The sequence below is a fragment of the Haloarcula hispanica ATCC 33960 genome (assembly GCF_000223905.1).
Classification (GTDB): domain Archaea; phylum Halobacteriota; class Halobacteria; order Halobacteriales; family Haloarculaceae; genus Haloarcula; species Haloarcula hispanica.
The window spans coordinates 1,220,301-1,246,942 of sequence record NC_015948.1; the positions used below are offsets into that span (position 1 = coordinate 1,220,301).

Annotated in this window: 24 protein-coding genes and 1 tRNA gene; 13 read left to right on the forward strand and 12 right to left on the reverse strand. The window is 64.1% G+C overall.

Annotated features, from left to right (window positions below; genetic code table 11):
- The first annotated feature begins 33 nt into the window (after positions 1-33).
- The 4 genes from HAH_RS06195 to HAH_RS06210 all read left to right on the forward strand — a co-directional run bounded on the left by HAH_RS06195 (position 34) and on the right by HAH_RS06210 (position 5,693).
- Positions 34-1,197: a branched-chain amino acid ABC transporter permease gene (locus HAH_RS06195; protein WP_014040146.1), complete on the forward strand. Its 1,164-nt coding sequence runs from the start codon at positions 34-36 to the stop codon at positions 1,195-1,197.
- A gap of 61 nt (positions 1,198-1,258) precedes the next feature.
- Entirely contained in the window at positions 1,259-2,113 is an 855-nt protein-coding gene (locus HAH_RS06200) for an alpha/beta fold hydrolase (RefSeq protein ID WP_014040147.1), read from the forward strand.
- Complete coding sequence (locus HAH_RS06205) at positions 2,106-3,767, forward strand: AMP-binding protein (protein ID WP_014040148.1); 1,662 nt, start codon at positions 2,106-2,108, stop codon at positions 3,765-3,767. Before HAH_RS06200 ends, HAH_RS06205 begins: the two co-directional genes overlap by 8 nt.
- 54 nt (positions 3,768-3,821) lie before the next feature.
- On the forward strand, positions 3,822-5,693 hold the full coding sequence (locus HAH_RS06210) for a hybrid sensor histidine kinase/response regulator (protein WP_014040149.1): 1,872 nt from the start codon (positions 3,822-3,824) through the stop codon (positions 5,691-5,693).
- A gap of 78 nt (positions 5,694-5,771) precedes the next feature.
- Here the strand turns inward: HAH_RS06210 and HAH_RS06215 are convergent, their stop codons facing one another.
- The 3 genes from HAH_RS06215 to HAH_RS06225 form a co-directional block, all read right to left on the reverse strand.
- Entirely contained in the window at positions 5,772-7,022 is a 1,251-nt protein-coding gene (locus HAH_RS06215; protein WP_014040150.1) for a mandelate racemase/muconate lactonizing enzyme family protein, read from the reverse strand.
- 212 nt (positions 7,023-7,234) lie between these two features.
- Positions 7,235-7,305 (reverse strand) — tRNA-Pro (locus HAH_RS06220).
- Between the two features lie 95 nt (positions 7,306-7,400).
- A complete protein-coding gene (locus HAH_RS06225; RefSeq protein ID WP_014040151.1) occupies positions 7,401-8,486 on the reverse strand; it encodes a right-handed parallel beta-helix repeat-containing protein in 1,086 nt (361 codons plus the stop codon).
- 113 nt (positions 8,487-8,599) lie between these two features.
- Here HAH_RS06225 and HAH_RS06230 point away from each other — a divergent pair, with 113 nt between their 5' ends.
- A complete protein-coding gene (locus tag HAH_RS06230) occupies positions 8,600-9,934 on the forward strand; it encodes a DEAD/DEAH box helicase (RefSeq protein WP_044952212.1) in 1,335 nt (444 codons plus the stop codon).
- Positions 9,935-10,063: 129 nt separating this feature from the next.
- Complete coding sequence (locus HAH_RS06235) at positions 10,064-11,632, forward strand: DUF790 family protein (RefSeq protein WP_014040153.1); 1,569 nt, start codon at positions 10,064-10,066, stop codon at positions 11,630-11,632.
- A 78-nt stretch (positions 11,633-11,710) separates the two neighbouring features.
- Here HAH_RS06235 and HAH_RS06240 read toward each other — a convergent pair whose 3' ends face one another.
- The 4 genes from HAH_RS06240 to HAH_RS06255 all read right to left on the reverse strand — a co-directional run bounded on the left by HAH_RS06240 (position 11,711) and on the right by HAH_RS06255 (position 14,981).
- Entirely contained in the window at positions 11,711-12,934 is a 1,224-nt protein-coding gene (locus HAH_RS06240; protein WP_023843229.1) for a nucleotidyltransferase domain-containing protein, read from the reverse strand.
- Positions 12,928-13,842 (reverse strand): phosphoenolpyruvate carboxykinase (ATP), encoded by a 915-nt coding sequence (locus tag HAH_RS06245; RefSeq protein WP_014040155.1) that lies wholly within the window; start codon positions 13,840-13,842, stop codon positions 12,928-12,930. The genes HAH_RS06240 and HAH_RS06245 overlap by 7 nt, the downstream gene beginning before the upstream one ends.
- 424 nt (positions 13,843-14,266) lie before the next feature.
- Entirely contained in the window at positions 14,267-14,782 is a 516-nt protein-coding gene (locus tag HAH_RS06250; protein WP_318526335.1) for a lasso peptide biosynthesis B2 protein, read from the reverse strand.
- Positions 14,685-14,981, reverse strand: a complete 297-nt coding sequence (locus HAH_RS06255; RefSeq protein ID WP_023843231.1) for a PqqD family peptide modification chaperone — start codon at positions 14,979-14,981, stop codon at positions 14,685-14,687. Before HAH_RS06255 ends, HAH_RS06250 begins: the two co-directional genes overlap by 98 nt.
- Positions 14,982-15,131: 150 nt before the next feature.
- Between HAH_RS06255 and HAH_RS06260 the strand changes: the two genes are divergently transcribed.
- The gene (locus HAH_RS06260) at positions 15,132-16,940 is read left to right on the forward strand and encodes an ABC transporter ATP-binding protein (protein ID WP_014040157.1); all 1,809 of its coding nucleotides are present in this window, start codon (positions 15,132-15,134) and stop codon (positions 16,938-16,940) included.
- Between the two features lie 31 nt (positions 16,941-16,971).
- Here the strand turns inward: HAH_RS06260 and HAH_RS06265 are convergent, their stop codons facing one another.
- Positions 16,972-17,472, reverse strand: a complete 501-nt coding sequence (locus tag HAH_RS06265) for a DUF7122 family protein (protein ID WP_014040158.1) — start codon at positions 17,470-17,472, stop codon at positions 16,972-16,974.
- The gene (locus HAH_RS06270) at positions 17,469-18,380 is read right to left on the reverse strand and encodes an RsmB/NOP family class I SAM-dependent RNA methyltransferase (RefSeq protein ID WP_014040159.1); all 912 of its coding nucleotides are present in this window, start codon (positions 18,378-18,380) and stop codon (positions 17,469-17,471) included. The genes HAH_RS06265 and HAH_RS06270 overlap by 4 nt, the downstream gene beginning before the upstream one ends.
- Positions 18,381-18,431: 51 nt before the next feature.
- Here HAH_RS06270 and HAH_RS06275 point away from each other — a divergent pair, with 51 nt between their 5' ends.
- From HAH_RS06275 to HAH_RS06290, 4 genes are read left to right on the forward strand one after another with little or no spacing between them, the layout of a single operon-like run.
- Entirely contained in the window at positions 18,432-19,205 is a 774-nt protein-coding gene (locus tag HAH_RS06275; RefSeq protein ID WP_014040160.1) for a proteasome assembly chaperone family protein, read from the forward strand.
- Positions 19,205-20,200 (forward strand): signal peptide peptidase SppA, encoded by a 996-nt coding sequence (sppA, locus tag HAH_RS06280; RefSeq protein ID WP_014040161.1) that lies wholly within the window; start codon positions 19,205-19,207, stop codon positions 20,198-20,200. Before HAH_RS06275 ends, sppA begins: the two co-directional genes overlap by 1 nt.
- Before the next feature lie 40 nt (positions 20,201-20,240).
- A complete protein-coding gene (locus HAH_RS06285; protein ID WP_014040162.1) occupies positions 20,241-21,362 on the forward strand; it encodes a DUF373 family protein in 1,122 nt (373 codons plus the stop codon).
- 35 nt (positions 21,363-21,397) lie between these two features.
- The gene (locus tag HAH_RS06290) at positions 21,398-22,117 is read left to right on the forward strand and encodes a diphthine--ammonia ligase (protein ID WP_014040163.1); all 720 of its coding nucleotides are present in this window, start codon (positions 21,398-21,400) and stop codon (positions 22,115-22,117) included.
- 28 nt (positions 22,118-22,145) lie between these two features.
- Here the strand turns inward: HAH_RS06290 and HAH_RS06295 are convergent, their stop codons facing one another.
- Complete coding sequence (locus HAH_RS06295; RefSeq protein ID WP_023843233.1) at positions 22,146-23,114, reverse strand: sugar phosphate nucleotidyltransferase; 969 nt, start codon at positions 23,112-23,114, stop codon at positions 22,146-22,148.
- An 84-nt stretch (positions 23,115-23,198) separates the two neighbouring features.
- Between HAH_RS06295 and HAH_RS06300 the strand changes: the two genes are divergently transcribed.
- On the forward strand, positions 23,199-23,846 hold the full coding sequence (locus HAH_RS06300) for an NUDIX hydrolase (RefSeq protein WP_014040165.1): 648 nt from the start codon (positions 23,199-23,201) through the stop codon (positions 23,844-23,846).
- Positions 23,847-23,871: 25 nt separating this feature from the next.
- On the opposite strand, the gene mce is transcribed toward HAH_RS06300, so the two are convergent.
- Together mce and HAH_RS06310 are read right to left on the reverse strand one after the other, a co-directional pair.
- Entirely contained in the window at positions 23,872-24,261 is a 390-nt protein-coding gene (gene mce / locus HAH_RS06305) for a methylmalonyl-CoA epimerase (RefSeq protein WP_014040166.1), read from the reverse strand.
- 81 nt (positions 24,262-24,342) lie between these two features.
- Positions 24,343-26,025: an acyl-CoA mutase large subunit family protein gene (locus tag HAH_RS06310; protein ID WP_014040167.1), complete on the reverse strand. Its 1,683-nt coding sequence runs from the start codon at positions 26,023-26,025 to the stop codon at positions 24,343-24,345.
- Positions 26,026-26,153: 128 nt separating this feature from the next.
- On the opposite strand from HAH_RS06310, the gene HAH_RS06315 reads away from it, so the two are divergent.
- Positions 26,154-26,627 carry an FKBP-type peptidyl-prolyl cis-trans isomerase gene (locus HAH_RS06315; protein ID WP_014040168.1) on the forward strand — a complete coding sequence of 158 codons (474 nt, stop codon included), beginning with the start codon at positions 26,154-26,156 and terminating at the stop codon, positions 26,625-26,627.
- Positions 26,628-26,642 lie beyond the last annotated feature (15 nt).

Sequence of the window (26,642 nt, forward strand, 5' to 3'; positions counted from 1 at the left end):
CTCGTTATCGCCCTGCTGGCGCTGTACCCGCCGGTGTATCACACGCTGTTGAACTCGCCTGTCGGTGCCGAGACGCAGATGCTACTGCCGACCGTAGAGACGATGGTCGGCGTCCTCTATTTCGGCCTCTTTGCTATCTCCTTTGACTTCATCAGCGGCTACACCGGCTACCTCTCGTTTGGCCACGCGGTGTTCTACGGCACCGGCGCGTACACCGTCATCCTCATTGCTAACGGGAAGCTGCCGTTGCTTGGCCCCGGGACGCCGTTCATGCTGTCCCTGCTGGTCGGCGGTCTCATCGCCGTCGTGCTGGCGATGCTCGTCGGCCTCGTCTCGTTCCGCCTCTCTGGTGTCTACTTCGCGATGATTACGCTCGGCTTCGCGCAGGTGTTCTACGTGTTCGTCCGCGGCTGGGACTACGTGGCGACCAACCCCCGGGACGGCCCCGCGGTCGGGCCGAGCCACGCCGAAGGCTTCCAGATTGGGGTTCCCGGCATTGACCAGCTATCCCTGTCAATCGGCGTACTCACCGGCGACGAGGTGGCCCTGCTTGGGTCGACGCTGTCCGGGACGGAAGTGTCCTACTACATGATCGGCCTCGTCGTCCTCGCATGCTACTTCGCCATGCAGCGAATAATCCACTCCCCGTTCGGGCGGGTGCTGATTGCCATCCGGGAAAACGAGGAGCGCGCTATCGCCATCGGCTACAACACCTACCTCTACAAGCTCGGAGCCTTCGCGGTCAGCGGGTTCTTCGCCGCTGTCGCCGGTGGACTATTCGCCGGCTTCAAGCGCTCAGCCAGCCCGGAGAACTCCTTTTACTTCCTGGTAACCGGCGACGCCCTGCTGGCGAGCATTATCGGCGGCTTCGGGACGCTTGCCGGCTCGCTGTACGGCCATCTGTTCGACGAAACAGTGAGAGAGTTCCTCTCGAAGGCCGGACAGGGTGGCGGCCTGTTGCCCTATCTCCGCGCGCTGCTGGGCCAGGAAACGCTGGACGCGACGCTGGTCGGAGACACGACCATCGGCGGCCTCATCGACCTGCTGTTGAACGGCCACGCGAGCCTCTACGTCGGGCTCGTGTTCGTGCTGTTCGTGCTCTACGTCCCCGACGGACTGCTCGGGACGCTGCGAGCGCGCATCGGCGGAACGTTCGCCGAGGCGCTGCCGGAGAAGCTCTGGGGTGATTCGGAATGATCAACACAGTGCAGCCGACCGTCGAACCGTCTGAGCAACCGAAAACGGAGCCGGTAACGCAATGAGCCAGAAACCGGACCACTTGAAGGATATCCAACCAGAAACGGTCAGTATGCAATACGCGACCAACGACGGCGTCTCGCTCGCCTACGAGCGCGAGGGGCCGCAAGACGCCGAGACTGTGGTCTTCGTCGAAGGCATCGGCTATGGCCGCTGGATGTGGCTGTGGCAACAGGAAGCCCTGGTCGATGAGTACCAGACTATCGTGTGGGACAACCGCGGCACCGGCGACTCCGAGGAGCCCGACGGGCCCTACACGATGCGCGAGATGGCCAGCGACCTAGAGGCCGTACTCGACGACGCCGGCGTCGAGCAGGCCCACGTCGTCGGGGCCAGTATGGGCGGGATGATCGCCCAGCAGTACGCACTGGAGTACGATCGGGCGCAGTCGCTGACGCTCATGTGTACCTCGCCAGGCGGGCCGGAAGCCAAGGCGGTCCCCGAGGAGACCCAACAGCGGATGTTCAACGTACCCGAGGACCTCGACAAGCGCGAACTCCGGCGGTACAAAATGCAGCCCGCGCTTTCGGATCGGTTCATGGGCACCCACGAAGACCTCATCGAGCGCATCATCGACTGGCGCATCGACAGCGACGCCAGCGACCAAGCCCTCGAATGGCAAGGCGCGGCTGTGCAGGCCCACGATGTGTCGGACCGCCTCCAGCAGATTACGGAGCCGTGCCTGGTCATCCACGGGACCGCTGACGAGGTCGTCCCCTACGAGAACGGGAAACTGCTGGCGCGGGGCTTGCCAAACGCCGACTTCATCACCGTCCACGGCGGTCCGCACCTGTTGTTCATTGAGGAGTACGACCGCGTCAACACACAGATACGGGAGTTCATCGACGATGTCTGAGGGGACGCCACAGGAGTGGGTCGGTGCCTGGAGCGAGCGCCGGGCCGCGCTCACGCCGGACCGCGAGGGATTGGTGGATGCGACCACCGGCGAGCGGTTCACCTACGCCGAACTGGACCGGCGAGCGAACCGGACCGCTCGCCTGCTCCGGCAGTACGGGGTCGGTGCGGACGCCGACGCCGCCCGCACTGCGACGGACGCCACGGCGGCAGCCGGCACCGTCGCCGTCGTCTCGCGGAACCGCCCCGCCGTCGTCGACCTGTTCTTCGCCACGGGCAAGACCGGGAGCCGACTCGCCCCGCTGTCCCATCGGCTCGCGCCCCCTGAACTCGCCGAACTCCTTGACCGCGTGGACCCTGAAATCCTCGTCGTCGAGTCCCCCTTCGCAGAGACTGTCTCGACCGCTCTGGAGACAGCCGACGCGACTGCGCCCGAAATCATCCAGCTCGAAACCACCGACGGCGCGTCCTCGGATTCCACGCTCGACAGCACGCTCTACGCTTCGGCCCTCCCCCAGGATGACGCGCCCGTCGAGACGGCGACCCCGGCCCCCGGTGACACCCACCTCCTCCTCCACACCGGCGGGTCGACGGGGACGCCCAAGGAGACGGAAATCACGCATCGCGGCATCGTCTGGAACTCCCTGAACACGATCACGGCCTGGGGGCTGCGGGCCGACGACGTGACGCCGATGGTGTTCCCGATGTTCCACACCGGGGGCTGGAACGTCCTCACCGTCCCGCTGTGGCATCTGGGCGGGACAGTGGTCATCGCCCGCGAGTTCGACCCCGGCGACGTGCTGGAGACCATCGACGCCGAGGGCGGGACGGTCCTCGTCGCCGTCCCCGCAGTGTTACGGATGATGACCCAGCACGACCGCTGGGCGGAGACGGACCTCTCGACGCTGCGCTTCGCCAAGTCCGGCGGCGGCCCCTGTCGCAAGAGCGTGATGGAGGCGTGGTGGGACCGCGGTGTCGACCTCTCACAGGGCTACGGCCTCACCGAGTGCGGCCCGAACAACTTCGCGATGCCGGAGGGCTGGCCCCGCGAGAAGGCCGATTCCGTTGGCAAGCCGGCGATGCACGTCGACGCCAGAGTCGTCGAACCCGACGACGGTGACACCGGCGATGGTCCCTCCGACGCACGAAAGACGGTCGACCCCGGCACCGTCGGCGAACTCCAGTTGCGCTCGCCCCACGCCGCGACGGGCTACCTCGACAACCCCGAGGCCACCGCCGAGACGTTCGGCGACGGCTGGGTGTCGACTGGCGACCTCGCCCGCGCCGACGCAGACGGCTACTACTACATCGAGGGTCGAACCAAGCATATGTTCGTCAGCGGCGGCGAGAACGTCTATCCCGCGGAGGTCGAGGACGCTATCGCCGACCATCCGTCGGTCGGTGAAGTCGTCGTGATTCCGGTGCCCGACGACAGGTGGGGCCAGGTCGGCAAGGCCGTCATCGAACCTGCGACCGATAGCACGACAGGCGGGGCCAGCGACCGGTCGCTGACACTCGACGGCCTCCGGACGTTCCTCGACGACCGACTAGCCCGGTACAAACACCCCCGTGAGATTGCGTTCGTCGAGGCGATGCCGACCAGCGGTCCGGACAAGATCGACCGGGGTGCAATCTCGGACCGGTTCGGGGCGTAATCCGTCAATGCAGGCGTATCTTCAAGAGGGGTGATGCAGTTCCACTTACACAAGATGGCTGACACATATGCGACGACGGATTCGATACATGTGTTGCAGGTGGACGACACCCCGCTACTCGACGAGACTGTCGAGTTCCCGGATGGACGAGACCCGGACTCGCTTACCCTGACTACGACTGACCGGGCTGACAGTGCGCTCGAACGTCTCGAAGACAACGCTATCGATGGTATCGTTACCGCGGACGACCTCCCGGACCGGTCCGGCCGTGAATTCGCTGAGATAGTCCGCGAGCGGGATAGCAATGTCCCGGTACTGCTGCTGACCGAGTCGGAATCCGTCGCCAGTGACGCGGTCTCGAACGGAGTCACCGACGTTTTCAGCAGAGACACGGCTCTCGGGCGTGGCGATCTCCTCGCCAATCGGATTCGGTTGCTCGTCGAACACCACCAGTCGACAGAAACCGCTAGCCGGACCAGACGGCAACTCACAGAACTGGCGGAACAGTCGAACGAACTGCTGTGGGTGTTCTCCGGGGACTGGACCGAGATACAGTTCGTCAATTCGGCATACGAAACGCTCTACGGCCGCTCCGTGGAGTCCCTGCAGGCTGACCCCGCAGAGTTCATGACAGCGATTCACCACACGGACCAGGAGAGAGTCATGCAGGCGATGCAACGCGTGTCAGCCGGCGAATCCGTCGACCTCGAATTCCGTATTACCAAACCGGATGGCGAACAGCGCTGGGTGCGGGCCGAGGCGCAACCGATCGTCGACGACGGCACAGTCACCAGAATCGTCGGGGCCTCGCGCGACATCACCGAGCGGAAGCGACGCGAGTCCGAACGCATCACGGAACTGGATAGCCCTGACGCGCCGGTCGATGCAGTGCCGGATCTGTTCTATGAACTCGACGAGAACGGCGATCTGGTTCGCTGGAATGATGCACTGGCGGCAGCCACCGAACACGAAGACGCTGACCTCGAGTCGATGGGTCTGACAGCCTTCTTCGCCCCGTCCGACCGCGAGACGGTTCGTCAAGGTATTGAGGCGGCGTTCGAGACCGGTGAGGCGTCGTTCAAAGCCGACCTGCTGACCGCCGAGGGAACGACAGTCCCGTACGAATTCACTGGCGGCCGGATAACGGCTGCTGACGGCTCGACGCTCGGCGTGGCCGGTATCGGACGGGAAATCTCTACCCTCGACAGCCGTCAACAGGCTCTCGAACAACAAAACGAGCGCCTCGACGAGTTCGTCAGCGTCGTCAGTCACGACCTCCGGAACCCGCTTGACGTCGCCCGGGGACAGCTAGAACTCGCACAGATGGAACACGACAGCGAGCATCTCGATGCAGTCGAGCGAGCCCACGACCGTATCGGCCAACTCATCGAGGACCTCCTGTCGCTGGCCCGGAACGGCGAGGCCGCGCTCGACAGCGAGTCAGTGCCGCTCCAGACCGTCGTCGAGCAGTGCTGGCAAACCGTCGAGACCGGCGACGCGACACTGGAGCTACGGACCGCTGCCGTGGTCCGCGCGGCCCCCAGCCGGCTCCGGCAACTGTTCGAGAACCTCATCCGCAACAGTGTGGAACATGGACAAACGCCACACACCGAGAAACAGGGAGACACCGGCGAGCAGCGTGCGACAACCTCGATATCACAGTCGCAGGGAGCGGCCACCGACCTGACGATAACTGTCGGCGAACTGAACGACGGCTTCTACGTCGCGGACGACGGCGTCGGGATTCCGGCCGACGAGCGCGAGGACGTGTTCGAGGGCGGGTACTCGCTGGCTTCGGGTCCCGGGTTCGGCCTCCGAATCGTCGATGAGATCGTCGACACCCACGGCTGGTCGATAACGGTCGCAGAAAGCGACGCCGGCGGTGCTCGCTTCGAGATCACCGGCGTCGAATTCGATGCGGCGTAACTGTGCCGCCGTGATATCGGGTGACCACCACGTCACCCGGTGCCGTCCCAGTCAACACCAACAGATGGGGGGCTGAACTTACGCTTCGTCGAAGACGGTGTCGCCCTCGACGACGTGCTCTTCGACGGCGTCGAGATCGAGCGTCAGACCGAGACCCGGCTCTTCCGGAATCTCGATGTAGCCGTCCTCGATGACGGTCTCCTCGACTAGGTCCTCCCACCAGCCGAGTTCGTAGGAGTGGTACTCGACGGCGAGAGAGTTCGGGACAGACGCCCCGACGTGGGCGCTCGCCATCGTCGCAATCGGCGAGGAGACGTTGTGCATCGCGACCGGGATGTAGTACTGGTTCGCCACATCGGCGACCTTGCGCGTCTCGCGCATCCCGCCGACCTTCGGCATGTCCGGCGCGATCATGTCGACGGCCTGGTTCTCGATGAGCCGCCGCTCCTCGGTGACGCGGTAGCGGTTCTCGCCCACGGTAATCGGCGTGGTCGTGGACTTGGTGACTTCCTCCTGCACTTCGAGATTCTCCGGCGGAACGGGGTCTTCGAGCCACCAGACGTCGTACTCCTCGATGGCGTCGGCGAGGCGCTTCCCGGAGCTGCCCGAGAACGTCCAGTGACAGTCGAAGGCCACGTCGGCCTCGTCTTTGACCTCCTCGGTGACCTTCTCGACGATCTCGGCCTTGTGGCGGATTTCGCCCGGGCGGAGGTGGCGGTTCGCGCGGTCCTTTTCGAGGCCGCTCGGCACGTCGAGATCGAACTTCAACGCGTCGTAGCCCAGTTCGTCGACGACGCGGCGCGCCTCCTCGGCGCAGGCGTCGGCGTCAGCCTCTTCCTCGGTATGGCAGTCGCAGTACACGCGCATCTCGTCGCGGTACTTGCCGCCCAGGAGCTGGTAGGCCGGCACTTCGAGGATCTTGCCCGCGAGGTCGTGCAGTGCGACCTCGATGCCAGCGATGGCCGTCACGGTGACGCCCTCGACGCTCCCCTCGCCGCTCATCTTCTGGATGAGGTGCTCGTAGAGGCGGTCGATATCCAGCGGGTTCTCGCCGACGACGAACGGCTTCATCCGCTCGATGAGTTCCGGGACGCCCGCGCCCCAGTATGCCTCGCCCGTACCGACGATGCCTGCGTCGGTGTAGATCCGGACGAGCGTCCACGGGAAGTTCCCGTCGACCATCGTCGTCTGAACGTCTGTGATCTCCACGTCACGGCCGCCACCGCGCTTGGCGGTGACGCCCATTGTCTCCGCAGAGAGCTCCCGCATGGTGTACTCTGCGTTCGGGTCGTGCAGGTCAGCGTAGTCTACGTCGTTTGCCTTTCCCATACCCCTCGCTTGCTATCGGCATTACAAAAGTGTAGAGGAAATCGGTCTCGTTCTGGCGGGGCCGCACAAATCACAATTTGGCTGTCAGCCTTCCTCTGCTTCCGCCTTGGGTGTCTGATTGATGTTTCCGTCAACCACTGTGGCAGCGCAACCCTCGCGGCCCGTATGAAACCGCTGCTGTCCAGTTGTATTCCTTGCACAAAGCCTTGAAGTGGGACCGCCGAGATTCGAACTCAGGTCCGACGGACCCCATCCGCCGAGGATACCGCTACCCCACGGTCCCGCACTCTGGGAGAAGAGGGTGTTTTAATTAAGGGCTTCGCTTTGGTGGCGAGAGTGGCAGCCCGTGACGGGGTAGGCAATGCCGGCGTGTCTGCTTCACTCGGCGACTTTGATATCGGGGCTGTCGATGGTGACGTTCTCAAGCGACCAGCCCTCGCTCGCGGAGCGGGCGTCGACACCGATGGCGTTCTGCTCGGCGGTCACGGAGACGGTCGATTCAGAGACAGTCCACGACGCGTTGGTCTTGACGGCGTGGATTCCCTGTTGCCGGCTTTCGATGATCGTATTCTGGATGGTCCACGCGCCGGTCGTTCGAGCGCTGAAGACCCCGATATCCCGGGTTTCGAGGGTGGCATTTTCGAGCGTCCACGCACCGCCCGAGAAAGCGGTCACCAGGCCGGTGTCGCTCCGGCGGACCGTCAGGTCGGTCACCGTCCAGTCGCCGTCGCTGTCGATAGCTTTGACGCCGGTATCGCTACGACGGACCTCCGTGTTCTGGACCGTCCAGTCGCCAGTTGTCCCGGAGGCATCGACGCCGTCCGCGCCGGACCGGTCGACGACGACCGCTGCGACCGCCCAGTCGCCGGAAGACCTGCGGACGTCGGCGCCGTCGCCGCCGACAGCGACGAAGCGAGTGTCGCGAATCGTCCAGTCGCCGCTGGTCTCGCGGGCGAACACGCCGCTGTAGGTCGTGCTGGCGACGGCGGCGTCCTCGATAGTCCAGTTCCCGGACGAATTCGGCGCGTAGACGCCGACGTCGGCAGCGATAACGGTCGTATTACTGACCGTCCAGTCGCCATTGGTCCCGTTGGCCATGACACCAAAGCGGTAGTTCCGCACGGTAAATCCGGTGACGGTCGGTTCGGCTGGGCCGGCCACCGTAACGCCGGTACCGTTGACGAACCGCGAGCCGTCCAGTATCGCCCGGTCGGGTGCGACGAGGGAGATGTTCTCGTTGATTCGGACTTCTTCGTAGTAGGTGCCCGGCCGGACCTCGACGGTGTCACCGCTATCGGCGGCGTCCACGGCGGCCTGTATCGACCGGTAGTCGGCACTCCCGTCTTTGTCGACGGTTAGTGTCTCCTGTGCCGTCTGTGTTCCTGCTACGCTTGCCGGTACCACGGCGAGGGTCAGCACTGCCGACAGCAAGAGGGCAATTACTGCTGCTCGTGCGTCGTCCATACTAAGAATAGTGGGTGCGAACGGACGTAAACTGTATTGGTATTTTACCCGGTGGTGCCCCCGGCGATGTGGCCCACGAAAGCGTTATCGGCCGGACCGGCGAACCCCGGAGTGTGCTGGAGTTGACGTACGAGTCGGGGACCATCCGCGTGACGGGGGACCCGCCGTCGGACCTGCCCGGCGTCGAGTACGACGAGCGCTCGCAGACAGATCGAGCGCCGGCCTACCGGTACGCCGAACTCCGGGCCGCGCTCGACGAGCGCGGGCTGGCATACGAGGACCACGTCAGTTCGCTCCCGTCGCTGTCGCTCTCGACGACGTACGACCTCAGAGCCTACCAGCAGGCAGCGCTGGACGCTTGGCGAACGACCGGCGATAGAGGCTGTCTGGAACTCCCGACGGGGAGCGGCAAAACCGTCATCGGCATCGCGGCGATGGTCGCGCTGGGGACGCCGACGCTGGTCGTGGTCCCGACTATCGACCTGCTGGAGCAGTGGCAGCGCGAGCTACAGCGGGAGTTCGACCAGCCGGTCGGCCGCATGGGCGGGGGCGAACAGCGCGTCGAGGACATCACGGTGTCGACGTACGACTCGGCGTACCTGCGGGCCGACGAACTCGGGGACCGATTCGGACTCGTGGTCTTCGACGAGGTCCACCACCTCGGCGGGGAGGGGTACCGGGACATCGCTCGGCTGCTCGCCGCGCCGGCACGGCTCGGGCTGACGGCGACGTTCGAGCGCCCGGACGGAGCCCACGAGGTTATCGAGGACCTCGTCGGGCCGCTCGTCCAGCGAGTCAGCGTTGACGACCTGGCGGGCGAGCACCTCGCGGACTACGATATCAAACGAATCGAAGTCGCGCTCACGCCGGACGAACGGGACCGCTACGAGGAGTACCAGGGGACGTTCACCGACTACCTCAAACAGTCCAACATCCAACTCCGGTCCGGAAGTGACTATCAGGAACTCGTGAAGCGGTCCGGCAACGACCCGGCGGCCCGCGAGGCGCTGCTGGCGAAACAGCGCGCCCGCGAAGTGATGATGAACGCCCAGCGGAAGGTCGACCGGCTGGCGACGATTCTGGACCGCCACCGTGAGGACCGCATCATCGTCTTCACCGCCCACACTGACCTCGTGTACCGCCTCTCCGAGCGGTTCCTTATTCCAGCGATAACACACGAGACCGGTGCGAGCGAGCGTCGGGAGATCTTAGAGCGGTTCCGCGACGGGACATACTCCCGGGTCGTGACCGCGAACGTCCTCGACGAGGGGGTTGATGTGCCCGACGCGAACGTCGCCGTCGTCCTCTCGGGGAGCGGATCAGAGCGGGAGTTTACCCAGCGGCTCGGACGAATCCTCCGGCCGAAAGCCGACGGCGGGCGGGCGCTGCTGTACGAGCTCGTTACTGAGGAGACCGCGGAAGAGCGGGTCGCCAGACGACGCAGATAGCGGGCGGCGCAGCCTCGAAGTCACGTTCGAGGAGAGGCACCCGTCGGGATGACACCGGACGACCCCCGACAGTTGAATGGGTCGCCGTGACACCCCGCGTTTTTGTCGCTCCGTGGCGGACACACGCGTGTGCTGACGAAAGACCTCCTGCGGGTGTCCCGGGCCGGCGGCGGCTACCACCTGCAGTTCGCCGACGCCGACGCGGAGCGGCTGGCGGCCCGCGTGCTCGGAATCTATCAGGGTCACGTCGGCGAATCCCGCGGGACGCTGGTGGCGGCACTCACAGACGTAGAGCGAGAGGCCGACGATTTCAAACTCGTCCGCGGGCTGGCGAAACTCGTCGAGCGGGAGGCGACCTTCGGGACGCAAGCTCTGGTCGACCCTGTCCGCGCCCGCCGTCGGGTGTTCGAAGCCGCTGCGGACGTCGGCGTCGTGACCGAGGCCGAGCGCCAGCAGGCACTCTCCGAGGCGGCCGACCACTTCGGCACGGATGCCGAGACGCTGGCCGACACACTGTACGCCGACCGCGACTCACGACAGATTCTCACCGATGTCGACTCGCGCTGGGGGCCGGCCGAACTGCGGACCCAGTACGACCTCTCGCTGGCGCAAACGGCGCTGTTCGACGCCACCGAGGTACGGGTCCGCTCCTCCGACCCGAAGGCGCTCGTCTCGGCAGTCAAGCGCCTCCGGCTGATGTACGAGATTCGACAGACTGCGAACGGTCGGGAGGTCATCGTCACGGGGCCGGACGCGCTGTTCTCGAATACACGCCGGTACGGCACCCGCTTCGCTCGTCTCCTTCGGACAGTCGCGGCCGCGAGCGAGTGGGAATTGACGGCGACCATCGATGACCGGGGTACCGAGCGGGAACTCACCCTTTCAGATGCGGATGTCTCCGTTCCCGGCGTCGAGCCCGTAACTGAGGTCAGCTACGACAGCGGCGTCGAAGCCGACTTCGCCGGGCGGTTCGCCGCGCTGGACCTCGACTGGGACCTGATCCGGGAACCGGAGCCTCTAGCGGCAGGGGAACACGTCATCATCCCGGATTTCGCCTTCGAGTGGCGACCCGGCGCTGATACCGGCGTTCGGGACACCGGGCGCAGTGGCGGGGGCTCGGACGGGGCTGCCAGTGACGCTCCCTTCCGGATTTTCTTCGAAATTATGGGTTTCTGGACGCCGGAGTACGTCGAGAAGAAACTCACCCGCCTTGACGCCTTGGAGGACGTCGAGATGCTGGTCGCCGTCGACGAATCGCTCGGTGTCGGGGACGAAATCGAAGCGACGGAGACCCGAGCGATCCCGTACGCCGGGACGGTCAGCGTGAAAGACGTGCGGGACGCGCTGCGGCCCTACGAGGAACGACTGGTTCGCGAGAGCGCCGCGGAGATACCCGATGAACTCCGGCCGGATGCCGACGTTACCTCGCTCGCTGACCTCGCCGCGGAGTACGGCGTCAGCGAGGATGCGCTGGAAGACGTGGCCTATCCTGACCACGAGCGCGTCGGGCGCACGCTCGTTTCCCCTGCCGTGTTAGACGACCTGGCCGAGGAGATCGAGCCCGGAATGGCGTACGAGGCGGCGAGCAACAGACTGGCTGACTACGGTATCGAGGACGACAGCGCCGCCCTCGCACGCCTTGGCTACCGCGTTGCCTGGGAAGGGCTGGGTGAGGGGACAATCCGGCCACGGGAGTGAGCCGCCTGTGGGATACCGCTGAGAATCAGCCCCCAGATACAGCGAATCGTCGCCGGAACGAAGCGAGCGACTCGGCGTTCAGGTCGCTTCGTCAAGTGGCTCTTCGGACCGCTGTCGCTGCCACTGTGGCACTTCGAGGAGGAGTCGGAGCGGCCAGATGACGTAGTACAGCGGATGCAGCGGACCGGGGAGCGGGCAAAACTGGTACTCCGAGTAAGTCGGGTGAAGCGACGAATGCAACAGCAGGAGCGGCACCAGCGCAGTTGCCGAATCGCTGGCAGCCAGGTGAAACTGAGCGGCCTCGAACTGCGTGGGTGCCTGTGGCGTCCCAGCGGCCAGCGATTCGACGACGGCCTCGGTTAACTCGGTGACGCGGTCGTCCGTGCGAAGGCGATCCAGTATCGGCGCTGGGAGGGCATACCCGAAGACAGTACGGGCGAGCGCGGCCCCGAGCAGTAGGTTCCGCTGGACGCCAGTTTCCCGCGCCCGAGCGAGGACGTGTGACCAGTCGGCTTCCGTCGACTCCAGCGCCGCAACGAAATCACAGAGCCACTTCAGGAGATACCAGCGGTGCTTGGTGCCGTGGAACGCTAATACGAGTAGCCGATCTGGCTGTGCAAGCGCCGGAAGCGGTTGGCCGCCGACCGATACGGTGTCGCGGCGGTCCCAGAGTTCACCGAAGGATGTGGAGAACGGTCGCTCGGCATCGCCAACGCGCCAGCGAAGTTCCACGTCGAACTCCGGACCGCGCATTTCGTACTCGTGAACGATAGCCTTCGTCACGGGACCGCCCAACAGCGCCGCGTCGTCCAATCGCGGCGTGCCCCCGCGCCACTCGTAGCCTCGCTCTTCCAGAATATCCGCGGCGACAGTGATATCTTCAGGATGGACGAGCAGATCCAGATCGTTGTACTCCCGCACCGTTGCGTCGTCGTAGGTGGCGGCCGAAAGCACCGGTCCCTTGAACGGTACCGCGCGTACACCGCGTGTCTCAAAACTCTCGATTATCTCCTGTAGCTCGGTCGTGAACGCGAGATTCCGCATCCGCTTTCCCTGTACTGTGCTGTTAAGTCGTGTCAACACGGACTCTGGCACGGTGAACGCAGCACTGCTCTCGCGTGCCATCGGTTCCAGCCCCTGATAGAGGAGTTGCACGACGCCGTGATACCGAGCGAGTTCAACGACGCGGTCCCAGTCTGGCGTGTCATCCAGCGCGGGAAGCTCGGGGGAAGCGTCGGTGACGATTGCGGTACGAACACAGTCGACTACCAATTGGAGCTCGGGTTCAGCCTCCGTTAGCATGGCTCACTCTCGAGATCAGACTGAATCCGGTCTACGACCTCCGGGAGCATATCGAGATCGAACGGCCGGCGGAGCCATTTTATATCTGTCATATCGACGATCTCCCCGCAAGCACTGAAATTGGCCACGGCCTGGCCGTCGGCATCCAGCGCGCCCAGCGTGTACGTGTTATCGACGAGCGCCATGACCTGTTCGTCCGGCCTGACTGAGTCCACCCCGATAGATTCACCGTCTTCGAGCAGATAGATGCGTTCTAGCGGCACCGGAGTCGCGGGCTGGTCGTGTCTGAGCCCGTAGAAGTGTCGCGGGCGCCCGCTGTGGACCTGTTCCGGCGGCTCGACCGGGGGGTCAAACGCCGCAACTGCCTCCGGGTCGAGTTTCATCGATGGGTAGCCGCTCCGAACGACTGGTCCCGCATTATCCAGCGTTATCGCAGCCACGTCGTCGCTCAGGACACGGTGCCCGTCAAGCAAACAGGCCATCGCAGTCGTCGTTTTTCCGACCCCGGACTCCCCGACGAACGCCACTGCACGCCCGTCGATGCTGACAGTACTGGCGTGCAGTACGAAGTAGCCCCGCTGGTCCAGCAGGTGGTTCAACGCCGGGCCGACCAGTACGTGGCGGAGGACTTCGCTTGGCACGTCCGAGGCCGGGTCTACAGCGATGGACGTCCCGTCGAGAATTCTGACCGTTGCGGCGTCGTATAGAAGGTAGTATTCGCGCTCGTCTACCGCGTGAAAGGTCGATTCGGAGTCAGCCGACAGTGGGCGAGGGAGCCGTTCTTCAGTGATGGTGACGTCGGCCCGCCCGTCGGGCTCTGTCTCAGCGGGCGGAAGCTCCGGTACGTCGAATGCCGAGCGGACTGTCAGTCCAAAAGCTTCGTACGTGGCTGTGCTTACTGTTGCCATCCTGCTAGGTCCCTCCCTGCGTAGTTGTCCATCGATTCCGTCCGTGCTGAAACACACCCCATCTACGACACCCCTGGTTCATACCAGATCGCTTGACTGCTGTGGTGGATAAGAATGCGCTCTCTACTTCCGACACACAGCCACGAAACCGTCACGACGTAGCCATTGACCGGTGCCAGTGTCGAGGATCAATAAAGGAGGGATCAGTTAGATACGTGAACCGACTGCGGACTTTAACTCCACTTCCCGTATCCGTCGTCGTGGTCCCACCAGTTCGTCTTTTCTTCGACAGTTCCATACGTTTCGACCGACGGCGTTTCGTATTCCTTCATGGGTTACCCCCGCCTCTGGTTTCAGATGTAGGTGTATTTGTTATAGTATCCATTACCGTTGAATTCACACAGAATAGCGTGTTTACTATCCGTTAGCCACGTACTTCGCGTTCCGTGAGTGTGCGGAAGCGCCCGAAGTCGTCGACATCCCCGATAAGGACAGCCCCGTTAGACTCGATCCAAGCGTGAGCCTCGAACGTCTCGGACTGGGTGTCCACGCCGAAGCGGAGACGATGCGGCAGGTTGTTGGCTACCAGCAGTGTGCTACCAGTGAGCGCTCGGTCAAGACAATCGTAGGTACCCGGAAGACGTGATCCCGCTGTCAGAACCGCCCACCGCACTGACTCTGGTGACCCGGACTGACGATGACACGGGAGGTACTGAGAGACTATACCGAAATATCGCTCTGCGTCCTCCAGCCCAGCGACTGCAAGCAATACCTTGCTCGCAACGATCAGTACCACAGCTTCACAGAGCAATAGCTTCTGCGCCCGTGGCAACGCCCTGAACTCACGGAGTCGGGCTCGCATCGATCTTGACGAGTTGCTCCGCGGCAAGCGTTTCCAGGAATCGTTCCACGTCAGTTGCCACTCGGTCTCTGTCGACATCGTACTCCTCGACTAGCGTTGAAACGATAGCCGCTGGTTCCGTCGGTTCCTGGATTCGGTCCCAGATGTCCGGGCCGACGCCCGACAGGCCCTGGTACCGCCCCGTCTCGTTGTTGAGCAGCACGATCTCGCCGTCGATAGTCGTGGTCACACAGTTATCAGTTGCGACGACAGTCGATCCAGAATCTATCGCGACCATATGAGGACTCCAGGGATACTCGCACTATTTGTTATGGCCTCTTTTCGTCGCCGTCACAACCCAGACAGGTGGTAGACGCTCCCTTCGCTCCCGTACTGCCCAACCGTAGTGAGTCGGTAACTATGTTACATAGCACTCGCATCCGGAACAATGACTGATACTCCCTCCGTCAGTGAAAAATACGCATCGCTGCGCCGTGTGGCACTGTATCGTCCGGCGCTGACGGGGAGTATCGTCGCCGCCAGCCTCTTCGTGATGCTGCTGGAGGGCGTTGGCCTCTCGTTCCTGTTTCCCATACTCGACGCTGCACAGGGCGGGCAAGGCCTCCCACTGCAGGCGGACGGCGTCACCGGCCAGTTCCTGTCCGCGTACGCCGCCGCCGGACTGCCGCTCACGCTCGAATCCCTGTTACTCGGTCTCGCGTGCGTGATGGTCGTCCGGTTCACGGCATCGTTTGCGGTGAAGTGGCTCGCGGCGAAGCTTACACAGACGTACGAACGCGATCTCAAGAACAGGGCCTATGAACTGGCGATGGGCGCGTCGGTCGCCTACTACGACGACAAGGGCTCCGACGACATCATGAACACGATTCTGACACAGACCCGGTACGCTGGCCGTGTCATCGGCCGGATTATCCAGTTCTTCCAGCAGGCAATCCTCTGTCTAGTGTATATCGGGATCGCACTCGCTATCGCTCCGGTGCTGGCAGTCGGTGCAGCTGTCGCTCTCGGCGGTGTCACGGCGATCATCAGATACGGCATCGAGCCCGGGTACGCCGTCGGCGACCGTGTGGCGACGGCAAACGAACGGCTGCAGGAGACAACACAGGCGGGGACACAGGGTATCCGTGACGTGAAGCTGTTCGGTATGCGCGACGGACTGCTTGCCGAGTTCCGGGCCACGCTCGACCGATACACCTCGACCAGCATCGCCGTTCGCCGGAACGAGGTCGCAATCGGTAGCTTCTATCGGCTCTCGGTCTCGCTGCTCCTGTTTGGGCTCGTCTACGTCGCAATCAGTTTTCGGGCGCTGTCTATCGCGGAACTCGGCGTGTTCCTGTTCGCGATGCTCCGACTCGCGCCCCGACTGAGTTCGCTCAATTCTACCATCTACGCCGTCGAGGGAGAGCTCCCACATCTGGTTCGCACCCACCAGTTCATCGACCGCCTCGAAACCCAGCAGGAGCCCACTGGCGGGCAGCCAGTCCCGGACTGCATCGAGGAAGTCGCGTTCGAGAACGTCTCGTTCGCCTACGAGGACGAGCCAGTGCTCGCGGATTTCTCGATGGCTGTCGAGCGAGGCGAGTTCGTCGGTATCGTCGGTGAGTCCGGTGGTGGCAAATCGACAGTCGTCTCGCTGCTCACTCGGCTCTATGCGCCGGATAGCGGTGACGTTCTGGCGAACGGGACGCCGATTTCGACCTATGCCCTCGACGAATGGCGTGACGCTGTTGCGATGGTCCGACAGGACCCGCATATCTTCAACGACTCCTTGCGGTACAACCTCACCGTCGGCAGGGATATCTCCGACGAGACGCTGTACGAGGTCGCCGAGAAGGCCCTCGTCCTCGAATTTCTCGATGACCTTCCGCAGGGGCTCGACACGGTGCTGGGCGACGACGGCGTGAAACTCTCCGGCGGGCAACGCCAGCGCGTCGCACTGGCCCGCGCGCTGCTGACGGACGCAGAGATACTCGTACTCGATGAAGCCACCAGCGACCTCGACTCGAACCTGGAACGGCAAATCCATCGAACCGTCGAGACGCTCGACGGGGACCAGACCGTGATCGCAATCGCCCATCGGCTCTCGACCGTCTCTAACGCCGACCGAATCTACACCGTCGAGGACGGGCAGGTCACAGAACGGGGCAGCCACGCCGAACTGCTTGACGACGACGGCACGTACGCGGAGTTGTACGCGATGCAGGGAACGGCAGCCGCACAGTCTTCCAGTGGCTAATGGTTCTCAGTGGGACGGGTGGGTCCTCGGGTTAGACCTCTCGGCGACGTCCTTTCGGCACCTGGGACCTGAGTTCGCCGTACACGTACAGGCCGACGCCGACCGGTTCGGCCTCGCCGGCGAGGTCGTGGGTGACGACGAGATACCCCCAGTCGCCGTCCCAGTCGAGTTCCTGATCCTCGCCCGCGACGAACGCTCGGGCAGTGTCCTCGTCGAGGTGAATGACGTTCTGGCTGGCGTGCTCGCCGAATCGCTGGACGGCCTCCAGCGTCGGCTTCCAGTGTTCCTGGCGCGTCCGCAGGAACGTCATTCCAAGGCCCTCGATGTCGACAGGCGATGGCGGACTCCCCTGATACAGCCACAGTTTGCCAGCGCCGCGTTCCCAGAACGTGTATCCCTCGAAAGTCTCCGGCGGGACGCCGAACCGCTCGGTCCAGAAGTCGAGGACTTCCTCGCGGGTCGCCCGCTCGGGGTCTTCTCGCTCTTCGTCTGTCTCTGGGAGCCGCGTGAACTCCGTGCTCTGGTCGCTCATTCCGCGGGTACCTCCAGTTTCGCACAGAAGAACCCGCCCGTGTCGTTGTGATGCGGGTAGATGCGCTTGGCGTCGGCGACGCTGGGGTCGAATGTCTCGTCCTGCCACTCGGTGATGCCGGGGGCGTGGTCGAGTGGGAGGTCGTAGTCCACAATTTCGCAAGCCGTCTCGCCGAGAACGTAGTCCAGTACGGCCTCGTTTTCCTCCGGGGCGAACGTACAGGTAGAGTAAACGACGGTTCCGCCGGGTTCGGTCACTTCGACGGCTCGCTTGAGAATGCCTTTCTGGACGCCGGAGATGCCTTCGACGTGCGAGAGCGTCCAATCTTCCAGCGTATCGGGGTTCTTGCGAATGGTCCCTTCACAGGAACAGGGGACGTCAACGAGTGCCCGGTCGTATCCCTCGCCGCCGAAGGGCTTGAGCGAGTGGTTGCGCCCGTCCTCGTGGGTGACAGCGACCGTGGTCGCGCCCAGCCGCTCAGTGTTGGTCCGTAGCGCCGAAATCCGTCCGAGGTTGTTGTCGGTCGCGACGACTTCGCCGGTGTCCTCTATCAGCGCGGCGAGCTGGGTCGTCTTGCTCCCCGGTGCCGCACAGGCGTCCCAGACTCGCTCGCCAGGCTGGGGGTCCAGTACGGTCGCCGGAATCACGGACACTTCCTCCTGCCCGTGAATCCAGCCGTGGAAGTACGGCCAGTTCGCGCCGGGGGAGTCCTCGGGCAGGACGAACAGGCCGTCGTGCCAGTCGACGGGTTCGTAGGCGATGTCCGCGTCCGCAAGCGCCGTTCGGACCCTCTCGACGGAGGCTTTGATGGTGTTGACCCTGACAGCCGACGGTAGCGGGCGTTCACATGCGTCGATGAACGCCTCGAAGTCGTCGATGATGGGTCGGTAGCGGTCGAGTGGTTCCATTGTCCGGCGTTCGCTGGCGGTCGGTTTGTGGGTTTCGAACGGCACCGGCCCATGGCTTTCAAGCCGCCGGCGGCCGATACCACAGACATGGCACACATACAGGTCCACCGCGACGACATTTCGCTCGATTCCCCGACACTGGTCGAGGGGCTCCCGGGCGTCGGACTCGTCGGCAAGATAGCCGCCGACCATCTCGTCGACGTCTACGATATGGAGTACTACGCGTCAGCCCACTGCGAGGGACTGCCAGAGATCGCCGTGTACGGGACGGACGATCCGGACGTTCGCCCGCCGGTCCGACTGTACGCGGATGAGGGCCGTGACCTGCTCGTCCTCCAGAGCGATGCCCCGATCTCCCCGTCCGGCGCGAAGGAGTTCGCCGGCTGTATGGTCAGTTGGTTTGAGGCCAACGACGCGACGCCGATCTACCTCAGCGGCCGTCCTGCCGAGAAAGACGGTTTACCGGACGTGTACGGCGTCTCAACCGGCGACGGGGCAGCGATGCTGGAGGAGGCGAACGTGGACTCGCCCTCGGAGAACGGCGCGATCACCGGGCCGACCGGGGCGCTGGTCCACGAATCACAGCGGGTCGGGCTGACGAGCATCGGGCTCATCGTCGAGGCCGATCAGCGCTTTCCTGACCCGGAAGCGGCGCGGGCGCTCCTGCAGACGGCGATAAGCCCGCTGGCCGACTTCGAGGTCGATACCGAGGCACTGGTCGAGCAGGCCGAGGAAATCGGTCGAGCCAAGGCGCAACTCGCACAGCAGCTTCAGGAAAATCAGGAGGAGAGCACGAGCGCACAGCCGCTCGGGATGTATCAGTAATGGCGGGCACAGACGACATCGTTCGTGGGTTACTGGTCGTAATTGTGGTCGGTATCGGCACGGTCCTGGGCTGGGTGCTGTTCGTCAGAACGCCCGACAACCTCGCCCAGTTGCTCGGCGTCCTGCTGGTCGTCGCTGTCGCCGTCGCCACCGCCCGTATCGGCAGCAACGTCGCCGGCTCCCTCCTCCCGGCACACAACGTCGCGGAGGTCGCCGTCGAAGGGCCGATCAGCCGTGACGGCGGTGGCGGCATCACCAGTCCACCGGTGGGCGCGTCGGCCGACGACATCGTCGAACAGATAGACCGTGCCGACGCGGACCGCGGCTCAGAGGCGCTGCTCCTGAAACTGAACACGCCGGGCGGCGAAATCGTCCCCAGCGAGGACATCCGCATCGCCGCCGAGGAGTTCGACGGCCCGACCATCGCCTACGCGACGGATGTCTGTGCCAGCGGCGGCTACGACATCGCCGCCGGCTGTGACGAGCTCTGGGCGCGCGAGGGCTCTATCGTCGGCTCGATCGGCGTCGTCGGCTCGCGGGTCAACGCCAAGGAACTGGCAGACCGCCTGGGCCTCTCCTACGAGCAGTTCACCGCCGGCGAGTACAAGGACGCCGGCGTGCCGTTGAAGGAGATGACCGAGGACGAGCGCGAGTACCTCCAGGGTATCGTCGACGACTACTACGATCAGTTCATCGACACCGTTGCCGAGGGCCGCGAGATGGACGCTGAGACGCTCAAAGATACCGAAGCGCGCATCTTCCTCGGCGACGAGGCGGAAGAACGTGGGCTCGTCGACCGGCTCGGCACGCGTGATGACGTCGAGGCGAGCCTGGAGCAACGGCTGGGCGAGGCTGTGACAATCAAGGAGTACGAACCCGAGCGCGGCCTGACCGGCAAACTCCGCGGAGGCGCACAGCAGGTCGCCTTCGCCCTCGGCGCGGGTATCGCCGGCGTCGCCGACGGCGATATCGAGGGCCTCTCCTTCCGGCGATAGCTCGGGAGGTTTTTTATTCGGGGACCGCCTTCGCCGTAGTGTGACTACGCTGGTGGTGTGTATCGACAGGGACAGTCCGGCCGCAGCGGCGTGTCCCGTCGTCGGCCGCGACGCCGTCGAGTCACTCATCACGCAGACGGGCGTCGTAGACCCGGAAGACAGCCGGGTCAACTGTTTGCTGGAAGGGCTCGCGGTCGCGGACGAACTCGAAGCCGAGGGGTCCTCGCCGGTGCTTGCCGTCGTCGGCGGCGGGAGCGACAGTGTCGGCTCGGACCGGGAGATCGCCAGCCAGATCGACGACCTGGTCGCCAAGCACGACCCGGACTCCGCGGTCGTCGTCGTCGACAGTGCCGACGACGAGCGGCTGGTTCCCATCATCGAGAGTCGCGTCCAGGTCGACGCCGTCGACCGGGTCGTCGTTCGTCAGGCCCGCGACATCGAATCCACGTACTACCTGCTCAAGCAGTTCCTGGCCGACGAGGAACTGCGCAAGACGGTGCTGGTCCCCGTCGGGATCATCATGCTCGCGTTCCCGCTGTTGCTCGTCGTCACCAGCCCGACCATCGCCGTCGGCGCTATCGCGGCCGCCATCGGCGTGTTCCTCATCTACAAGGGACTGGGTATCGACGCATACCTCTCCCGACTTCCCAGCCAGACCCGGGAAGCCCTGTACTCGGGACAGGTGTCGCTCGTGACCTACGTCGTCGCCGCCGGCCTCTCGCTCGTCGGCATCTTCGCCGGCGTGCTGGGCGTCTCGGCGGTCGGCGATATCAGCCCCTTCCTGCTTGCGAACCGCTTTGCCTTCGCGTCCGTGCCGTGGCTGACCGGCGCGGCGCTGGCCGCTTCGCTCGGTCGCCTGCTGGACGAACTCATCCAGCAGGAAGGGGTCCGGAGCGCGTACGTGAACCTCCCCTTCGGTGCGGTCGCGGTCGGGCTGGTCGTTCGCGGCTTTTCTGCGTACTTCCTCGAACGCGGTGGCGTGTTCGAGCCGTTTCAGGTGCCGGAGACGAACCTCGGCATCGTTCAGGTCCAGGGGTTCATACTGGAGGCGGGGACCCGCCTCGGGCTGTTCATCCTCGCAGGTATCCTCATCAGCATCGTCGGCGTCCGGGTGGCGACCTACGTCAGCCACACCGATATCGAGGACGAACTGGTGGAATAGACAGCGATTTACGCCGCCGCCGGCTACCGGCGGCTATGACAGACGGCGCGTGGGTTTCGCTGTTCTCCGGCGGCAAAGACTCCTCGTGGGCGTTGTACCGGGCACTGGAACGGGGCCACCCTGTCGAACATCTGGTGACGGTCCACCCGGAGGGCGACTCCTACATGTACCACGTTCCGGCGACTCGACTGGCCCGCCTGGCCGCCGAGAGCATCGGTATCCCACTGGTGGAAATCGAGCCCGATGACTTCGAGGCCGACGACGTGCTCGACTCCGGCGACCAGGGCGACGCCGAACTCGAACCGCTGGAGGCCGCGCTACGCGAACTCGACGCCGAACTGGACGGCGGCATCACCGGCGTCACCGCTGGCGCAGTCGAGAGCGAGTACCAGACGACCCGCATCGAATCGATGGCCGACCGCCTCGAAGCCAACGTGTTCGCGCCGCTGTGGCAAGAGAACCCACGCGACCTCGCCGACGCGATGCTCGACGCCGGCTTCGAGATACGGATCATCCGCGTGGCCGCCTACGGGCTCGATGAGTCCTGGCTGGGTCGCACGCTCGATGCCGACGCGCTCGACGAACTGGAGGCGCTCAACGACGAGTACGGCGTCCATATTCTCGGCGAAGGCGGCGAGTTCGAGACGCTCGTCACCGACGGGCCACACATGGACCGCCGGATCGAACTGGAGTACGAGACGGAGTGGGACGGCAGTCGCGGGACGCTACAGATCGAAGACGCGTGGCTGGCGTAATCGGGAGAATCAAGACGGCTAGGCGGAGTCAGTCGCCGTTCGTCAACTGTGTGTGTGCGCCGATGAGCGCTCCGGCGAGGTCCAGACTCTCGACCTGCGTATCCCGGTCGATAATCGACTCGCGGATGTCCGAATCGAGGATGGTCGTGTCCGGGAACACGATGGTGCCGTCGAGGCTGGAGTTGACGATTTCTGCCCCCGAGAGGACGTGGACGTTCTCGCCGAGCGTGGTGTTCTCGATGGTGGCGTCCTCTGCGACGACGTTGTCGCCGTCGAGTTCCCACGCGACGGCCTCCAGATAGCTTTCGGGCGTCCCGATGTCGTACCAGGCGTCGTCGAAGGTGAACGCCCGGACCGGACCGTCGTCGACGAGCCACTGGATGAACCAGCCGGGTTCGTCGGGGTTGTTTCCATCTTCGAGATACTCGTTGAAGCGAATCGCATCGGCCGGGAACGCGTAGCAGGCAATCGAGACGAGCGTGCTGTTGGGGTCGTCGGGCTTCTCTTGAAAGTCCGTGACTTCCTCGCCGTCCAGTTCGATGAGGCCGTAGGAACTCGCCTTCTCCCGCGAGCCGACATCGTAGGCGGCGAGCGTGGGGTCGCCGTACTGCTCGAAGTAATCGACGAAATCGGCGATGTCGAAGCTGATGAGGTTGTCGCCGGCGATGACCAGCAGGTCCTCGTCGCCGAGCCCCTCCCGGTCGACCAGTTGGGCGAGCGCGCCGACGACGCCGAACTTCTCGTCCTCTTCGGCGGTTTCCTCGACGGTCAGGGACGGCTTCTCGAAACTACTCGCGGCGATGTGGTCCCGGAAGTCGTCGGCAAAGCGCTGATTCGTACTGACGAACACGTCCGAGATGCGATCGTCCTTCTCCAGTTCGCCCAGAATCCGGTCGATGACAGTCGTCTCACCGACTGGAAGCAGCATTTTGGGCCGGTTCTTGGTGACAGGCCAGAGCCGGGTGGCGTACCCGCCTGCGAGGACAATCGCTTTCATGTCCGGAAGCAGACAACCAGAATACAAGTTCTTTTTCATCGGCTGGACCGCGGCACTTATCGGTGGCCCGCAGTATCACCTCGTATGACTGGCGACGACACCCCGGCCGACGCGGAGGCCGGCGACGCGAACCTCACAGAGAAAATCAACCAGACGAACGTCGACAAGCGCATTGCGAGCCTGGAAGCGGCCTACGACGAGGTTCCGGTCACCGAGGAGGCCTTCGAGCTGTCGCCCGACGAATACGCTGACGTGTTCGCTGCGACACGCGGGACCGGCTACTCCGGAAACAGCGTCGTGTTCGTCACTCGGGACGGCTCCGAGTTCCCGGAGCTAAGCGACCAGATACCCGATCAGGCGGCCGGCGACACCCGCAACCGCGTTCTGCTGGTGCTGGGCCGCGGCGCTGATATGTGGGCGCTGCCGGGCGGCGGCAAAGGCGACGAATACGAATCGGTACAGGGGACCGCCGTCCGCCGCGTCAACGAACAGACCGGCATCCGCTGTACGGTCTCCGGCGTCGCAGAGGTCGTTCACTCGAAGTACTATCCGGATACCGACGCACAGGGGTCGGTACACACGCTAGACATCTACCTCGAAGCGGAGTACAAGAAGGGAAGCCTCGATGTGGACGAGTCGGAACTCGTTGGAGCGGCGTGGTTCGCGGAGCCGCCCGAGCGGCTCACGCCCGGTGCCGAAGAACGGTTTGCAGCGTTGCTCGACGACGAGTGAATCCGGGCCCGGGACGAGAAGCCGATTAGTGTTCGACTAACTCCACGAGCACCCCGCCGGTCGTCTTCGGATGGAGAAAGGCCACGTCGTGTCCCCACGCGCCGGGCCGCGGCTTCTCGTCTATGAGGTCGATGCCGCAGTCACTGACTGTCTCTAGCGCGGCAGCGATGTCGTCTGTCTCCAGGGCGACGTGATGGATACCCGGGCCGTTGCTGTCGAGATATCTGGGAATCGCGCCGTCGGCGTCCGGCAGCGGTTCCAACAGTTCGAAGTACCCGTTGCCCATCTCTAGAAACGTCACCTGCAGGCCGTCGAACGTCTCCTCGTGGACGACCGGTGTTTCGAAAGCCTCGGCGAACAGTTCCACGAGCGGAGCGGCGTCGTCAGTTGCGATACCGGCGTGGTCGAATCGCATGGACGGCCGTACACCGGGGTAGCTTATAATTCTGGAGCACAGATGGCTCGAAAACAGGACGGTCCCGCGTTTCGACCGACCTTACATCGACGAACCGGGCTGGTACTCGCCGAACACGTCCCGGAGCACGTCACACACCTCGCCGGTCGTGGCGTACACCTTCACGGCGTCGATGATGTAGGGCATGACGTTCTCGTCGCCCTCGGCGGCCCCCCGGAGCGCGTCGAGTTTCGCCTCGACGGCCTCCTCGTCGCGCTCCTCCCGGACGGTAGCCACGTTGTCTTGCTGGGCCTGTTCGACGGCCTCGTCGACCTCTTCGATGTCCTGTTCTCCTTCTTCTTCGACCTGATACTCGTTGACGCCGACGATGATGCGCTCGCCGGCCTCCTGTTCGCGCTGGCGCTCGAAGGCCACGTCCTGGATCTGGCGCTGGACCCACTGCTCCTCGATGGAGCGGCGCATCCCGCCGCGGTCGTCGACCTCCTCGATGAGGTCGCGGGCCTCGGCTTCGAGTTCGTCGGTCAGCGACTCGACGTAGTAGCTGCCGGCTAACGGGTCGATTGTGTCGGCCGCGCCGGATTCGTGGGCGAGTATTTGCTGGGTCCGCAGCGCAGTCCTGACAGACTGCTCGGTCGGCAGGCCGATGGCCTCGTCCTTGCCGTTGGTGTGGAGGCTCTGGGTCCCGCCGAGGACCGCCGCGAGTGCCTGGTAGGACACGCGGACGACGTTGTTCTCGATCTGCTGGGCGGTCAGCGTCGAGCCGGCGGTCTGAGTGTGGAACTTCAGTTGCTTGGACTTGGGGTTCTGGGCGTCGAAGCGCTCGTCCATGATTTTCGCCCAGAGGCGACGCGCGGCCCGGAACTTCGCCACCTCCTCGAAGATGTTGTTGTAGGAGGCAAAAAAGAACGACAGTTGCGGGGCGAACTCGTCGACATCGAGGCCGGCCTCGATGGCTGCCTCGACGTACTCGATGCCGTCCCCCAGCGTGAACGCGATTTCCTGAGCAGCCGTCGAGCCGGCCTCGCGGATGTGATACCCCGAGATGGAGATGGTGTTGAAATTCGGCGTCTCGGCGGCGCAGAACTCGAAGATGTCGGTGATGAGCCGCATCGACGGCTCCGGCGGGTAGATGAACGTGTTCCGGGCGATGTACTCCTTGAGAACGTCGTTCTGGATGGTCCCGCGGAGTTCCTCGCGGTCGACGCCCTGCTTGTCGCCGACGGCGATGTACATCGCCAGCAGCACCGACGCGGGGGCGTTGATGGTCATGCTGGTCGACACCTCGTCCAACGGGATGCCGTCGAACACGGTCTCCATGTCGTCCAGCGAGTCGATGGCGACGCCGGTTTTGCCGACTTCGCCGGCAGCCATCGCGTGGTCGGAGTCGTAACCCATCTGGGTGGGCAGGTCAAAGGCCATCGAGAGCCCAGTCTGGCCCTGGTCGAGTAGGTAGTTGAACCGCTCGTTGGTCTCCGTCGCAGTTCCCATCCCGGCGTACTGGCGCATCGTCCAGAGTCGGCCTCGATAGCCGGTCGGATACACGCCGCGGGTGTACGGTTCCTGGCCGGGGAAGCCCAGATCCTCTTCGTAGTCGAGATCGGAGATGTCTTCAGGGGTGTACAGACGGTCTACTTCGTGTCCCTCGGTGTCCGTGGTGAACGTCTCCTTGCGTTCGCCAAAGCGGTCGACGGTGGGCTGGACGTCGTCTTCCTCCCACTGAGCCTTCGACTCCCGTATCTCTTCCAGCTCGTCGGGGTCAAACATGGACGGATTGTCGGACGGCGGAGGCTTAAGGGTTCTTAAATCCTTCACGGTTTGTAATGCATCCCGTCACGATACGGCAGCGCGCTGTTCCGAGGTGGGTTTATATCGTCGGTATCTATCGAGGACGTATGCCAATCGAACCGGGAGACGGCGTCACCATCGAGTACGTCGGCCGCTTCGAGGACGGGAGCGTCTTCGATACGTCACGTCCCGAAGTCGCCAGAGAGCACGGACTCATCGAGGCACAGGGCGTCGAGGCGAGCGAGTACGCACCGCTTTCCTTCACCGTCGGTGCAGGGGATATCATCGAAGGGATCGACGAGGCCATCGTCGGAATGACTGCGGGTGAGGAGGCCACTGTCACGGTGCCTCCGGCGAAAGCCTACGGGGAGTTCCAGGCCGACCGCGTCCGCGAGTACGACCCCGAGACGTTCGAGGGTATGGTCGGAAAAGAGCCGGAGGTCGGGCTCCACGTCGAGGCCGAGAACGGCCTGCACGGGGACGTGACTGCGGTCCGTGACGACGCTGTCGAGGTGGATTTCAACCACGAACTGTCCGGCAAGACGCTCGTGTTCGATATCGAAGTCGTCGACGTCAGATAATCCGTCCGTCGTCGG